Here is a 13842-nt window from a genome sequence, read left to right as displayed (position 1 = left end):
TTATCCTCTTGTTTGCGTATGAACATAAAAACACTTTCGAATGAAAGTTATGTTGACGCAAATCAACAAGCGGGATGGGGATAAGTCAGAGAGGAGAAAATAACGAGAGCGGTCACAAAACCACCGGCGACTCTCGTCGCCGGTGTGAGGGTCAGTGCGAGCCGCATACCTCGCACTGCGGGTGACGCATCAGCCTCATTTCGCGAAACTGGCAGGTCATGGCATCGTAGATGACGATTTTTCCGCTGGCAGGGGTGCCGTAGCCGCTCAGCAGCTTAATCGCCTCCATCGCCTGCAGCGAACCGATGGTGCCTACCAGCGGGGCCATTACCCCGGCTTCGACGCAGGTGAGGGCATTTTCGCCGAACAGACGGCTCAGGCAGCGGTAGCAGGGTTCGCCATCCTGATAGGTAAAGACGCTGATTTGCCCCTCCATACGGATCGCCGCTCCGGAGACCAGTGGGGTTTTGTGCTGAAAGCAGCCGACGTTAAGCTGGTTGCGAATGGCGACGTTGTCGGTGCAGTCGAGCACCAGATCGTGATCGGCAATCTGCGCCGCCAGCGCCGCCTCATCCAGCAAGGCATTGAGCGGGACCAGACGGACGTGCGGGTTAATGCGCGCCAGCGCCTCGCGGGCGGAATCCACCTTCGGCTGGCCGAGGGTGGCGTCGCTGTGCAGCGTCTGGCGCTGCAGGTTGGAGAGCGAGACAGTGTCGAAATCAAGCAGGGTGAGCTGCCCGACCCCGGCGGCGGCCAGATACTGCGCGGCGGCGCAGCCGAGCCCGCCGAGGCCGACCACCAGCACGCGAGCGGCTTTTAACCGCTCCTGGCCGTCAAAATCAAAACCGCGCAAGACGATCTGCCGGTTATAGCGCAGCATCTCTTCATCGCTCAGCTCAACGGTCATTACAGCCCCCCAAACAGGTGACTGAAGGGTTCGACCTCGACCCATTCACCTGCTTCAACATGGCCGCGCTCACGCTCCAGCACGATAAAGCAGTTGCCGAGGCTGAAGGAGCTGAAAATGTGCGAGCCCTGATGGCCGGTGGTGTTCACCACCAGTTCGCCGTCCGGGTTGCGCTGCAGAATACCGCGCTGAAAATCGAGGCGGCCAGGCGACTTTTTCAGGCGCGTGGCGGCGCGGACCCGCAGGCGGGGCGCCTGAAGCGGGCCGTGCTTGCCCGAGAGTTTCGCCAGCAGGGGTTGCACCAGCTGACAGAAGGTGACGGTGGCGGACACCGGGTTACCCGGCAGGCCGCAGAACCAGCTGCTGCTGAGCTTGCCGAAGGCGAAGGGTTTCCCCGGCTTAATCGCCAGCTTCCAGAAGCCGATCTCCCCCAGCTCTTCGAGGATAGTTTTGGTGTAATCGGCTTCACCCACCGAGACGCCGCCTGAGCTAATGACCACATCGGCCTGCTGGTCGGCGGCGATAAAGGCGTCGCGCAGCTTCGCCGGGTCGTCAGGAATAATGCCGAGGTTAATGACCTCGTAGCCCAACTGCTGCAGCATCAGGTGCACTGCCAGGCGGTTGGTATCGTAAATCTGGCCGTCGCCGAGCGGTTGACCCGGCAGCTGCAGCTCATCGCCGGTTGAGAAGACCGCGACGCGTACCTTGCGCACCACCTCGACCTCGGCAATGCCCAGCGAGGCCAGCACCGGCAGCTCGGCCACCGTCAGGGGTGTCCCCGCCGGGAAGACCACCGCGCCGTGGGCAATATCTTCTCCGCGGCGGCGAATATGCTGCCCGGCTTTTACCGGCGCGATAAAGCGCACGCCGGCCTCGGTCTGTTCAGTCTCTTCCTGCATCACCACCGCATCGCAGCCTTCCGGCACCGGCGCGCCGGTCATGATGCGGATACAGGTGCCCGACGGCCAGGCGTCGTTGAACGGCTGGCCGGCGAAGGCCTTACCGGCGACCGGCAGCGTCGCGCCGTCGCGAAGGTCGTTCAGCCGGACGGCATAGCCATCCATCGCCGCGTTATCAAAGCCGGGCACATCCAGCGGGGAGACGATGTCATGGGCGGTCACACGCGAGAAGGCCTGCAACAGCGGTACAGTTTCCGTCGCGTTCAGCGGCGTAATACGATCGAGCATCTGGGCGAGGGCTGTGTCGAGCGGCATCAGTCCGGCGGTAAAATCCATGGGTCACTCCTGCGGGCAAAACAGCGAAAACGCCTATTATGGCAGAAAAGCGGCGCGGGCTGTATGCCACCTGGGTACGAGGCTTTACATCGCCCGCCGCTCTTTCTATATTCAAAAATTGTATAAGACATTCAGCAATATAATGATATCAATACCCTTATTCATGACGTGACCGGCGCCGCGCCGCGGTACGACAGGGCAGGGGCGATCCACTTCATCGTTAAGGACTGGCGAAATGGGCAAGGCGGTTATAGCAATTCACGGCGGCGCAGGGGCGATTTCTCGCGCGCAAATGACGCCGGAGCGGGAGCGAGAGTATGTGGCGGCGCTGTCGACTATCGTCGAAAGCGGGCAGAAAATGTTGGCCGCGGGCGCCAGCGCGCTGGATGCCGTGACCGAGGCCGTTCGGCTGCTGGAGGAGTGTCCGTTGTTCAACGCCGGAATGGGCGCGGTATTTACCCGCGATCAAACCCACGAGCTGGACGCCTGCGTAATGGACGGCTACAGCCTGCAGGCTGGCGCGGTAGCCGGGGTCAAACATTTGCGTAATCCGGTGCTGGCGGCGCGTCTGGTGCTGGAGAAGAGTCCGCACGTACTACTGATCGGCGAGGGGGCGGAAAATTTTGCCATCTCCCACGGGATGGCGCGCGTGGATAACGATCTCTTTTCCACTCCTGAAAGGCTGCTGCAGCTGCAGGAGGCGAAAGCGGGCGGGGAGATTATCCTCGACCACCACGCCGCTCCACTCGACGAACGCCAGAAAATGGGCACCGTCGGCGCGGTGGCGCTCGATCTGGCCGGCAATCTGGCGGCGGCGACCTCCACCGGCGGCATGACCAACAAACTGCCCGGACGCGTCGGCGACAGCCCGCTGCCGGGCGCGGGGTGTTATGCCAATAATGCCAGCGTGGCGGTCTCCTGTACCGGCACCGGCGAAGTCTTTATGCGCACCCTGGCGGCCTACGATATCGCCGCCCTGATGGAGTATGGGCAGCTCAGTCTCTATTCCGCCTGCGAGCGGGTGGTGATGGAGAAACTGCCGGCTCTCGGCGGCAGCGGCGGGCTGATAGCCGTCGATCGCGAAGGCAACGTCGTTTTACCGTTTAACAGTGAAGGCATGTACCGCGCCTGGTGCTATGCCGGCGATACGCCGACCATTGGCATTTATCGCGAATAGAACAAGGGAGAGGGCGAGTGTCGCAAACTCACGAAACCGATACCTGCGAAGTGCTGGTGGTGCGCAACCTGAACGTGGCGTTCCGCCAGCAGGATGCGCCGGAGGTGCAGGCCGTGCGTCAGCTTTCCTTCAGCCTGCGCCGCGGCGAGACGCTGGCGATAGTGGGTGAGTCCGGTTCGGGAAAATCGGTGACCGCGCTGGCGCTGATGCGTCTGCTAGACGCGGCCAGCAGCGAGGTGAACAGCGAGGGGCTGTGGTTGCGGCGGCGTAACCGGCAGGTGATCGCGCTCAATGAGCAAACGGACGCTGAGATGCGCCGGGTGCGCGGCGCGGATCTGGCCATGATTTTTCAGGAGCCGATGACCTCGCTGAATCCGGTTTTTACCATCGGCGAGCAGATTGCCGAATCCCTGCGCCTGCACCAGGGGCTGGGGCGCGAAGAGGCGCTGCGCGCGGCGAAAAAGATGCTCGATCAGGTGCGTATTCCCCAGGCGGAAGAGATGCTCTCGCGCTATCCGCACCAGCTCTCCGGCGGCATGCGCCAGAGGGTGATGATCGCCATGGCGCTCTCCTGTCGGCCGGCGGTGTTGATAGCCGATGAGCCAACCACGGCGCTGGATGTCACCATCCAGGCGCAAATTCTGCAACTCATTGCCGTTCTGCAAAAGGAGATGGCGATGGGGGTGATCTTTATCACCCACGATATGGGCGTCGTGGCCGATATCGCCGATCGGGTGCTGGTGATGTATCGCGGTGAGGCGGTAGAGACCGGCAGCGTTGAGGAGATCTTTCGTTCGCCGCAGCACCCGTATACGCAGTCGCTGCTGGCGGCGGTCCCGCGGCTGGGGGAGATGCGTGGCCAGGATCTGCCGCGCCGTTTTCCGCTACCGGGCCAGCCGCTGGCGGAGAGCGAAACGCCCGATACGGTAGTCGCCGGCGAGCCGATCCTGCAGGTGCGTGACCTGGTGGCCCGTTTTCCGGTGCGCGGCGGGCTGCTCAATCGCGTGACGCGCGAAGTGCGTGCGGTGGAGAAGGTCAGTTTTGATCTCTGGCCGGGAGAGACCCTGTCGCTGGTGGGCGAGTCCGGCTGCGGCAAGTCGACCACCGGCCGGGCGCTGCTGAGGCTGGTAGAGACCCAGGGAGGCACCATTACCTTCGACGGTCAGCGGATCGATACCCTCGCCGGCGGCAAGCTGCAGGCTCTGCGGCGCAATATTCAGTTTATTTTTCAGGACCCTTACGCCTCGCTTGATCCGCGTCAGACGGTCGGCGATTCGATTATGGAGCCGCTGCGGGTGCATGGCCTGCTGCGTGGGGAAGCAGCGCGTGAGCGAGTCGCCTGGCTGCTGAAGCGCGTGGGGTTGCAGCCGGAGCATGCCTGGCGCTATCCCCATGCCTTTTCCGGCGGCCAGCGGCAGCGGATCTGCATTGCCCGCGCGCTGGCGCTGAATCCGAAGGTGGTGATAGCCGACGAGTCGGTGTCGGCCCTGGATGTCTCCATTCGGGCGCAGATTATCAATCTGATGCTCGACCTGCAGCGCGAGATGGGCATCGCGTTTCTGTTTATTTCCCATGATATGGCGGTGGTGGAGCGCATCAGCCACCGCGTGGCGGTGATGTATCGCGGTCGCATTGTCGAAATAGGCCCGCGCCGCGCGGTGTTTGAAAACCCGCAGCACCCCTATACCCGTAAGCTCATGGCCGCCGTACCGGTGGCCGACCCGGGCCACCGTCATCCGCAGCGGGTCCTGCTGTCTGATGACGTCCCGGGCAATATTTATAAGCGGGGCGAGGAGATCGCCAGCGTGCCGTTGCAGCAGGTCGGGCCGGGCCACTTCGTCGCCCGCGAATCCGCCGATGTGCTGGGCAGAACATAACAACACATAACGCATCTTTTCAGGAGAACACGATGACACAACCTGTTTCACGCAAATGGTGGCTGGCGCTGAGTATCGCGGCAGCCCTGGCGAGCGCTCCCGCCTTTGCCGCCAAAGATGTGGTGGTGGCGGTCGGGTCTAACTTCACGACCCTCGACCCCTATGATGCCAACGATACCCTGTCGCAGGCGGTGGCGAAGTCCTTTTATCAAGGCCTGTTCGGCCTTGATAAAGAGATGAAGCTGCAAAACGTTCTTGCTGAGAGCTATACCGTGTCACCGGACGGCCTGGTGTACACCGTTAAGCTGCACAGCGGGGTGAAATTCCAGGATGGCACTGACTTTAACGCCGAGGCGGTAAAGGCTAACCTCGATCGCGCGAGTAACCCGGATAACCATCTCAAGCGCTATAACCTGTATAAAAATATCGCCAGTACCGAGGCGGTCGATCCGACTACGGTCAAAATTACCCTGAAGCAGCCCTTCTCGGCGTTTATTAACATTCTCGCCCATCCGGCGACAGCGATGATTTCGCCGGCGGCGCTGAAAAAATATGGTAAGGATATCGGCTTCCACCCGGTGGGCACCGGGCCGTATAAGCTCGACACCTGGAACCAGACGGATTTTGTGAAGGTCAGCAAGTTCGATGGGTACTGGCAGCCGGGGCTGCCAAAGCTGGATTCTATCACCTGGCGTCCGGTGGTGGATAACAATACCCGGGCGGCGATGCTGCAGACCGGCGAGGCGCAGTTCGCCTTCCCGATCCCTTACGAACAGGCGCCGCTGCTGGCGAAAAACAGCAAACTGGAGCTGGTGGCCAGCCCGTCGATCATGCAGCGCTACATCAGCATGAACGTGACGCAGAAGCCGTTCGATAATCCGAAGGTACGGGAAGCCATCAACTATGCGATTAACCGCCAGGCGCTGGTGAAGGTAGCGTTCGCCGGCTACGCCACCCCGGCGACCGGAGTGGTGCCGCCGTCGATCGCCTATGCCCAGACCTACACCGCCTGGCCATACGATCCGGCGAAAGCGCGCCAGCTGCTGAAAGAGGCGGGCTACCCTAACGGTTTCAGCACCACGCTGTGGTCATCACATAATCACAGCACCGCGCAGAAAGTACTGCAGTTCACCCAGCAGCAGCTGGCGCAGGTGGGGATTAAGGCGCAGGTGACGGCGATGGACGCTGGTCAGCGGGCGGCGGAAGTGGAAGGTAAAGGGCAGAGAGAGAGCGGGGTACGGATGTTTTATACCGGCTGGTCCGCCTCCACCGGTGAAGCCGACTGGGCGCTGTCGCCGCTGTTCGCCTCGCAAAACTGGCCGCCGACGCTGTTTAATACCGCGTTTTACAGCAACCCGCAGGTGGATAACGCGCTGAGCGAGGCGCTGAAAACCACCGATCCGCAACAGAAAACCAAACTCTATAAAGAGGCGCAGGATATTATCTGGAAAGAGTCGCCGTGGGTGCCGCTGGTGGTCGAGAAACTGGTCTCCGCCCACAGCAAGAACCTCACCGGTTTCTATATCCAGCCGGATACCGGCTTTAGCTTCGAACAGGCGGACCTGACGCCGTGATCATGTTCATCTTCATGCGTCCTCTCTCCCGGAATGGGAGGGAGCGATGCTGAATTATGTGATTAAGCGCCTGCTGGGCCTGATCCCCACTCTGCTTATCGTCGCGGTGCTGGTGTTTCTATTCGTCCATATGCTGCCCGGTGACCCGGCGCGGCTGATTGCCGGACCTGAGGCCGATGCCCAGGTGGTGGCGATGGTGCGCCAGCAGCTGGGGCTTGACCAGCCGCTGCATGTCCAGTTCTGGCACTACATCACCAACGTGCTGCGCGGCGATTTTGGCATTTCCATGGCCTCGCGGCGTCCCGTTGCCAGTGAGATAGCCAGTCGCTTTATGCCCACGCTGTGGCTGACGCTGGCCAGCATGAGCTGGGCGGTACTGTTCGGGATGGCGGCGGGGATTGCGGCCGCGGTGTGGCGCAATCGCTGGCCCGACCGTCTGGGAATGGCGCTGGCGGTGAGCGGCATTTCGTTTCCGGCTTTTGCCCTTGGTATGCTGCTGATGCAGGTGTTTTCGGTTGAGCTGGGCTGGCTGCCGACGGTGGGGGCCGACAGCTGGCGGCACTATATTTTGCCGTCGTTGACCCTTGGCGCGGCGGTGGCGGCGGTCATGGCGCGCTTTACCCGCGCGTCATTCGTCGATGTGCTGCATGAAGACTATATGCGCACCGCCCGGGCGAAGGGGGTGAGCGAAACGCGGGTGGTGCTCAAGCATGGTCTGCGCAATGCGATGATCCCGGTGGTGACCATGATGGGGCTGCAGTTCGGCTTTCTGCTCGGCGGGTCGATCGTTGTGGAGAAGGTGTTTAACTGGCCGGGGCTTGGGCGCTTGCTGGTCGATTCGGTGGAGATGCGCGATTATCCGGTGATTCAGGCGGAAGTGCTGCTCTTTTCGCTGGAGTTTATTCTTATCAATTTAGTGGTGGATGTGCTGTACGCGGCCATAAACCCGGCTATCAGGTATAAGTAAGGTGCGATTGCTTAACTGGAGAAGGCAGGCGGCGCTGAACGCCATGCCGGGCATCAGACCCGGCGAGATCCATACCCCCTGGCATGAGTTCTGGCGGCGCTTTCGTCGCCAGCCGGTGGCGATGGGCGCTGGTATTTTCGTGCTGTTGCTGATTGCGGTAGCCATCGTTGCCCCATGGATAGCGCCGTACGATGCGGAAAATTATTTCGACTACGACCGTCTGAACGAGGGACCTTCGCTGGTGCACTGGTTCGGAGTCGACTCCCTGGGACGGGATATTTTCAGCCGGGTGCTGGTCGGGGCGCAGATCTCGCTGGCCGCCGGGGTACTGGCGGTGCTGATTGGCGCGGCCATCGGCACGGTGCTTGGGCTGCTGGCTGGCTACTATGAGGGCTGGTGGGACCGGCTCATTATGCGACTTTGCGACGTGTTGTTCGCCTTTCCGGGGATCCTGCTGGCGATCGCGGTGGTCGCCGTTATGGGCAGCGGGATGGCCAACGTGATCATCGCCGTGGCGATCTTCTCGATCCCGGCGTTTGCTCGTCTGGTGCGCGGCAATACGCTGGTTCTGAAGCAGCAGACCTTTATTGAATCGGCGCGCAGCATCGGCGCCAGCGACGCCACCATTCTGTTCAACCATATCCTGCCGGGGACGGTGTCATCGATCGTGGTTTATTTCACCATGCGCATTGGGGTATCGATTATTTCGGCGGCCAGTCTGTCGTTTCTCGGCCTCGGCGCGCAGCCGCCCACCCCGGAGTGGGGCGCGATGCTCAACGAAGCGCGGGCGGATATGGTGATGTCTCCGCACGTGGCGCTCTTTCCGGCGGTGGCGATTTTCGTGACCGTACTGGCGTTTAATCTGCTGGGAGATGGCCTGCGCGATGCGCTGGATCCGAAGTTAAAGGGGTAGGGTGAGGGAAAGCTCCGCCGGGAGTCCTTTATGTTATCTGCGGCTTCAGCGCACATTGCGCTTCCGGTTAATTTTCTGCGTTAGGTCTCTCATGGCGCAGGGAGCGGTGTGAGGCGGAAACGACCGCTGGACGGTTCCCTCTCCTCCCGGGAGAGGGCCAGGGTGAGGCGAAGCATCGCTGGAAAGTCCTTTATGTTATCTGTGGCTTCTGCGTAGTTTGCGCTCCCGGTTAATCGTCTGCGTTATGTCTCTTATGGCGCAGCAAAATAACGGCGCAACAGGGCTGCCTGGAAGGTAATCAATGCTTGCCCGTGGCGCTGCGCTTGCGCGGACCTGGGGGGTGAGCCTACGGGAGGACCCCGTAGGCCGTGGAATGCGCTAAGCCGCTATCCGGGAAGCTGGACTAGACCCGGGTTCCCCAGAGGTCGTATTCGTCGGCATGCTCGACTTTCACCCGCACCACGTCGCCCGGCTTAACGCGGGTTTCGCCGTTCAGGTACACCGCGCCGTCGATTTCCGGAGCGTCGGCCATGCTGCGGCCAATGGCGCCTTCTTCATCAACTTCATCTACCAGCACCAGGATTTCGCGCCCCACTTTCTCCTGCAGACGCTCGGCAGAGATCTGCTGCTGCAGCTGCATAAAGCGGTTCCAGCGCTCTTCTTTCACCTCTTCCGGCACCTGGTCCGCCAGCTCGTTGGCGGTAGCGCCTTCAACCGGGCTGTACTTGAAGCAGCCGACGCGGTCGAGACGCGCCTCTTTCAGGAAGTCGAGCAGCATCTGGAAATCTTCTTCCGTTTCGCCCGGGAAGCCCACAATAAAAGTGGAGCGCAGGGTCAGATCCGGGCAAATTTCACGCCACTGCTTAATGCGCGCCAGCTGACGGTCCGCAGAACCTGGACGCTTCATCAGCTTCAGAATACGCGGGCTGGCGTGCTGCAGCGGAATATCGAGGTACGGCAGAATCTTGCCTTCCGCCATCAGCGGGATCACATCGTCAACGTGCGGGTACGGGTAGACATAGTGCAGGCGTACCCAGATGCCGAGCTTCGCCAGCTCTTCGCACAAACTGACCATGCTGGTCTTCACCGGCATACCGTTGTGGAAGCCGGTGCGGTGCTTGACGTCGACGCCGTAGGCGGAGGTGTCCTGCGAAATCACCAGCAGCTCTTTCACGCCGGCGTCAGCGAGGCGTTTGGCTTCGGCCAGCACTTCGCCAATCGGACGGCTCACCAGATCGCCACGCATGGACGGGATGATGCAGAAGGTGCAGCGATGGTTGCAGCCTTCAGAAATTTTTAAGTAGGCGTAGTGGCGCGGCGTCAGCTTAACCCCCTGTTCCGGCACCAGGCTCAGGAACGGGTTGTGCTTCGGCTTCGGCGTATAATGGTGGACATGCTCCAGCACCTGCTCATAGCTGTGCGGACCGGTGATCTCCAGCACCTTCGGATGCACTTCGCGGATCTGATCCTCTTTCGCGCCGAGACAGCCGGTGACGATTACCTTGCCGTTCTCTTTCAACGCTTCGCCGATCGCTTCCAGCGATTCCTGCACAGCGCTATCAATAAAGCCGCAGGTGTTAACGATCACCATATCGGCGTTGTCGTAGGTCGGTACGACGTCATAACCTTCGGTGCGCAGTTCGGTCAGGATACGCTCTGAGTCCACGAGGTTTTTCGGGCAGCCCAGGGAGACGAAGCCGATTTTCGGCTGATGCGTGACATTGCTCATAGCTTAAAAAGTGTTCAATTATTGGAATGGTCAGGGCAGGAATTCTACAGATCTTTGCGAAAAAGAGTATAGCTCCGTCGCGGTTAATGGTGAAAAAGCGCCCCCGACCTGTCTTTTACGCCCCCCACCGCCAGAGCGGATCCCACACGCCCCGGAGCAGAGGGGTGGGACACGCTTCTGACAAGCCGTGCGCACAGGCGACTCAAGCCCGGCGTGGCTGCCGGGCAGAGACTTATTGCGCCGGGTTAATGGCTGCGGAGGGGGTGGCGCCGGTTTTTTTCGGCTCGCGCTTATCCTGCAGCGTGAAAATAGAGATCAGGGTAAAGAGCCCGGCGACGCTGCCGAGAATCAGATAGGTGTTGGCGAAGCCAATGGTATCGTACAGATAGCCTGCCAGCGGAGAGTAAATGGCGGTGGCGATCGAGGCGACGAACAGCACCAGCAAATAGACCGTCGAAGAGAGCTTGTGGTCGAAGTTGGCGGCGATGAATTTAAAGACCGATACCAGAATCAACGGCTTCTCCAGAGCATGCATCATTTTCACCGCACCAATCCACACCGGGCCGAGGGGCACGGCTGAGCCGACAATACGTACCGACATGATCAGCCCGGCGATGATCAGCGCCCATTTGGCGCCGGTCCGGTTAACAAACCATGGCATCAGGCAGAGGAACAGGGTTTCACCGCAGACCTGAATAGACGCGAGGATCCCGTACCAGCGGTTGCCTTCCTCCGGCGTCGGGAACTGTAGCGAGAAGTACTGGGCAAACTGCTGATCGTAGGTGTCGTAAATCTGCGTGACGAACAGGGTAAAGAGCAGCAGCATCCAGAACTGACCATTCTTCGCCAGCTCAAGGGCATGAGAGACCTTCAGCGATTCGCTTCGCGCCACATCGGCGTCGGTTAATTCAATTTTGGTTAGCATAAAGCAGATGGCGGCGATGACAATGGCGAGGCTGGCGAGCCAGAAGGCCAGATTAGGATTGCTGTCGATATACTTACCCACAATCCAGGCCGCCGCTGCCCAGCCTAACGAGCCCCACATCCGCACACGACCATATTCGAACTGATAGCGCCGGGAAATCTTATCGATATAAGAGTCGATTACTCCGCAGCCGGAGTTAAAGATGATCCCGAGATAGATCCCTCCCAGCAAGGCGCCAAACCAAAAGTTGTGCACCAGCAGCGGCGCGTAAACGTAGATAAAGAAGGGGCCCACCGGCAGGAGCAGGGCGACCAGCAGCCAGATAAGCCGTTTTTTCAGGCCGAACTTGTCAGAGATAAAGCCGAAGAAAGGCTGCATCAGCAGGGCGATAAAGGCGTTGACCGAGTAAAGCAGCCCGGTCTTCGTGGCGCTGATGCCAAGATGCTGGGTGGTCCAGATAACGAAGAAAGCCATGGTCGACGACCAGGCGAACAGGTAGAGGAAATCGAAAAGACTCAACAGAAGGTAGTTTCTTTTACCGGACGTCATGTTTCAGTTCCTTGCAAATGGGCAGAGAGAATTTCAGCGATCCGCGGGCCGCGTTCGCTGTTTTCCTGACATGTTATACGTATTACATTAATTATTTGTTATGACATCCTAATTGACGATGGTGCAACAGGTCATATGAGGTATTGTGATCATTGCTGCACTAATTTTGTCTCTTATTGCCATTTTCTGTTTATTAATTTCATCTTGAAATTAATTGTGATCGTATAACATTATTTTTGTTATACACCCTACAATGCGTTAAAGTTGCCACATTGTAAATGATGTTAAAGAACTGGGGATTATTGACCTGGCGCATCATTTTGCACATAAAATAACCGTATTATGGAAAGGGTAAAGGACGACAGAGGAGGAACCGTGATGACCGTTGACAGACTATACCGCCACCTTCTGCAGAAGCTTATTAACGCCAATATCGATATTGACGCCTATCTGCAACTGCGAAAGGCCAAAGGCTACATGTCAGTCAGCGAAAATGACCATCTGCGTGATAACTTGTTTGAGCTTTGCCGTGAAATGCGTGCGCAGGCGCCGCGCCTGCAGAATGCCATTTCACCGGAGGAGAGGGATGTCCTTCGCCTGGCCGGCGAATCGGTCGCCGCCGCTGCACTATGCCTGATGAGCGGGCATCATGATTGTCCGCTATACATCGCTGTTAACGTAGAGAAGCTAGAACGCTGTCTGACAGGATTGACCTCAAATATTCATAAATTGAATAAATTGGCGCCAATCACTCATGCCTGATCGGCTGAAACCCAGGGGAAGTGAATGCTTCCCCTGTTAAAGGTTATGTAAAAATCCCCGCGCAAATTTCCCCGCTGGCTACCCTTTAGCCCAGAGCTGACGAAAGGAGAATGCCATGCGTCCGATCCCACTGCTGTTGATATTGAGCGCCTTAGCGCTACCAGCCCTGAGCCAGGCCGCGGTGCGGGTGGAGGTATTGCAAAACCGGCTGGCCCAGCCGTGGGGCATGGCCTTTCTGCCTGACGATCAGGGCATACTGATCACCCTGCGCGGCGGCGAGCTCAAGCGCTGGCAGCCGGGCAAAGGTCTGTCGGCGCCGATAGCCGGCGTGCCGCAGGTATGGGCCAACGGCCAGGGTGGCCTACTGGACGTGGCGCTGGCCCCGGATTTCGCCCAGTCGCGGCGGGTGTGGCTGAGCTATGCGGAAAGCGACGCCAGCGGTAAGGCGGGCACCGCGGTGGGCTATGGGCGGTTGAGCGAGGATGCCACGCAGCTGACGAACTTTACCGTGGTCTTTCGCCAGCAGCCGAAGCTCTCCGTCGGCAATCATTTTGGCGGCAGGCTGGTGTTCGACGGCAAAGGATATTTGTTTATCGGGCTGGGCGAAAATAATCAGCGCGCCACCGCCCAGGATCTCAGCAAGCTGCAGGGGAAAGTGGTCCGCCTGACGGAGACCGGAGGTGTACCGCCGGATAACCCTTTTGTCGGCCGGGCTGACGCCAGGCCGGAGATCTGGGCTTACGGCATCCGTAATCCGCAGGGCATGGCGATGAATCCCTGGAGCGAGGCGCTGTGGCTGAACGAGCATGGCCCGCGCGGCGGAGATGAAATTAATATTCCGCAGGCGGGGAAAAATTACGGCTGGCCGCTGGCGACGCACGGTATTAACTACAGCGGCCTGCCCATTCCGGAAGCAAAAGGCAAAACGGTTCCGGGGACCGAACCTCCCCTGTATGTCTGGCCGGTCTCTCCCGGGGTGAGCGGGATGGCCTTTTATTCGGCGCCGACCTTTCCCCAGTGGCAGCATAAGCTGTTTATCGGCGCGCTGAAGGAGACATCGCTGATTGTCCTGGCGGTGGACGGTAATCAGGTCCGCGAGGAGGGGAGATTACTGGAGGCGCGCGGAAAACGCATCCGCGATGTTCGCGTGGGACCCGACGGCTATCTGTACGTTTTAACCGACGAGTCTAACGGCGAGCTATTGCGGTTGAGTCCCGAGGCTTAGCC

The 13842-nt window shown here is 59.8% G+C and carries 11 protein-coding genes; 7 read left to right on the top strand and 4 right to left on the bottom strand.

Going from position 1 to position 13842, the window contains the following annotated elements:
- Positions 1-151: 151 nt before the first annotated feature.
- Positions 152-907, bottom strand: coding sequence for a molybdopterin-synthase adenylyltransferase MoeB (moeB, locus tag RRF55_RS01350; protein ID WP_004176736.1), 756 nt, complete (start codon positions 905-907; stop codon positions 152-154).
- Positions 907-2142, bottom strand: coding sequence for a molybdopterin molybdotransferase MoeA (gene moeA, locus RRF55_RS01345; protein ID WP_029602270.1), 1236 nt, complete (start codon positions 2140-2142; stop codon positions 907-909). Before moeA ends, moeB begins: the two co-directional genes overlap by 1 nt.
- A 235-nt stretch (positions 2143-2377) precedes the next feature.
- On the opposite strand from moeA, the gene iaaA reads away from it, so the two are divergent.
- Genes iaaA through gsiD form a run of 5 tightly spaced genes read left to right on the top strand, consistent with a single transcriptional unit; the run spans position 2378 to position 8650 of the window.
- Positions 2378-3319: a beta-aspartyl-peptidase gene (gene iaaA, locus RRF55_RS01340; protein ID WP_004147725.1), complete on the top strand. Its 942-nt coding sequence runs from the start codon at positions 2378-2380 to the stop codon at positions 3317-3319.
- A 17-nt stretch (positions 3320-3336) separates the two neighbouring features.
- Complete coding sequence (gsiA, locus tag RRF55_RS01335; RefSeq protein ID WP_021312990.1) at positions 3337-5196, top strand: glutathione ABC transporter ATP-binding protein GsiA; 1860 nt, start codon at positions 3337-3339, stop codon at positions 5194-5196.
- A gap of 32 nt (positions 5197-5228) precedes the next feature.
- Complete coding sequence (gene gsiB, locus RRF55_RS01330) at positions 5229-6770, top strand: glutathione ABC transporter substrate-binding protein GsiB (protein WP_032414721.1); 1542 nt, start codon at positions 5229-5231, stop codon at positions 6768-6770.
- Between the two features lie 46 nt (positions 6771-6816).
- A complete protein-coding gene (gsiC, locus tag RRF55_RS01325; protein WP_002892997.1) occupies positions 6817-7737 on the top strand; it encodes a glutathione ABC transporter permease GsiC in 921 nt (306 codons plus the stop codon).
- A 1-nt stretch (position 7738) separates the two neighbouring features.
- Complete coding sequence (gene gsiD / locus RRF55_RS01320; protein WP_004147729.1) at positions 7739-8650, top strand: glutathione ABC transporter permease GsiD; 912 nt, start codon at positions 7739-7741, stop codon at positions 8648-8650.
- Between the two features lie 403 nt (positions 8651-9053).
- Here gsiD and rimO read toward each other — a convergent pair whose 3' ends face one another.
- On the bottom strand, positions 9054-10379 hold the full coding sequence (rimO, locus tag RRF55_RS01315) for a 30S ribosomal protein S12 methylthiotransferase RimO (protein ID WP_004141985.1): 1326 nt from the start codon (positions 10377-10379) through the stop codon (positions 9054-9056).
- 232 nt (positions 10380-10611) lie between these two features.
- On the bottom strand, positions 10612-11853 hold the full coding sequence (locus tag RRF55_RS01310) for an oligosaccharide MFS transporter (RefSeq protein ID WP_004147732.1): 1242 nt from the start codon (positions 11851-11853) through the stop codon (positions 10612-10614).
- A gap of 378 nt (positions 11854-12231) precedes the next feature.
- Between RRF55_RS01310 and bssR the strand changes: the two genes are divergently transcribed.
- Both bssR and RRF55_RS01300 read left to right on the top strand, forming a co-directional pair.
- Complete coding sequence (gene bssR, locus RRF55_RS01305; RefSeq protein ID WP_004151712.1) at positions 12232-12615, top strand: biofilm formation regulator BssR; 384 nt, start codon at positions 12232-12234, stop codon at positions 12613-12615.
- A gap of 115 nt (positions 12616-12730) precedes the next feature.
- Positions 12731-13840, top strand: coding sequence for a PQQ-dependent sugar dehydrogenase (locus RRF55_RS01300; protein ID WP_004141981.1), 1110 nt, complete (start codon positions 12731-12733; stop codon positions 13838-13840).
- Positions 13841-13842: the final 2 nt, after the last annotated feature.

The organism is Klebsiella sp. K47, assembly GCF_051858335.1.
GTDB lineage: Bacteria > Pseudomonadota > Gammaproteobacteria > Enterobacterales > Enterobacteriaceae > Klebsiella > Klebsiella pneumoniae.
This window is presented reverse-complemented; position numbering and strand designations above follow the sequence as displayed.

Excerpts from the sequence above, each read along its gene's own strand:
- moeB (WP_004176736.1), bottom strand. The coding sequence starts at position 907 with ATGACCGTTGAGCTGAGCGATGAAGAGATGCTGCGCTATAACCGGCAG.
- moeA (WP_029602270.1), bottom strand. The coding sequence starts at position 2,142 with ATGGATTTTACCGCCGGACTGATGCCGCTCGACACAGCCCTCGCCCAG.
- iaaA (WP_004147725.1), top strand. The coding sequence starts at position 2,378 with ATGGGCAAGGCGGTTATAGCAATTCACGGCGGCGCAGGGGCGATTTCT.
- gsiB (WP_032414721.1), top strand. The coding sequence starts at position 5,229 with ATGACACAACCTGTTTCACGCAAATGGTGGCTGGCGCTGAGTATCGCG.
- gsiC (WP_002892997.1), top strand. The coding sequence starts at position 6,817 with ATGCTGAATTATGTGATTAAGCGCCTGCTGGGCCTGATCCCCACTCTG.
- rimO (WP_004141985.1), bottom strand. The coding sequence starts at position 10,379 with ATGAGCAATGTCACGCATCAGCCGAAAATCGGCTTCGTCTCCCTGGGC.
- RRF55_RS01310 (WP_004147732.1), bottom strand. The coding sequence starts at position 11,853 with ATGACGTCCGGTAAAAGAAACTACCTTCTGTTGAGTCTTTTCGATTTC.
- bssR (WP_004151712.1), top strand. The coding sequence starts at position 12,232 with ATGACCGTTGACAGACTATACCGCCACCTTCTGCAGAAGCTTATTAAC.
- RRF55_RS01300 (WP_004141981.1), top strand. The coding sequence starts at position 12,731 with ATGCGTCCGATCCCACTGCTGTTGATATTGAGCGCCTTAGCGCTACCA.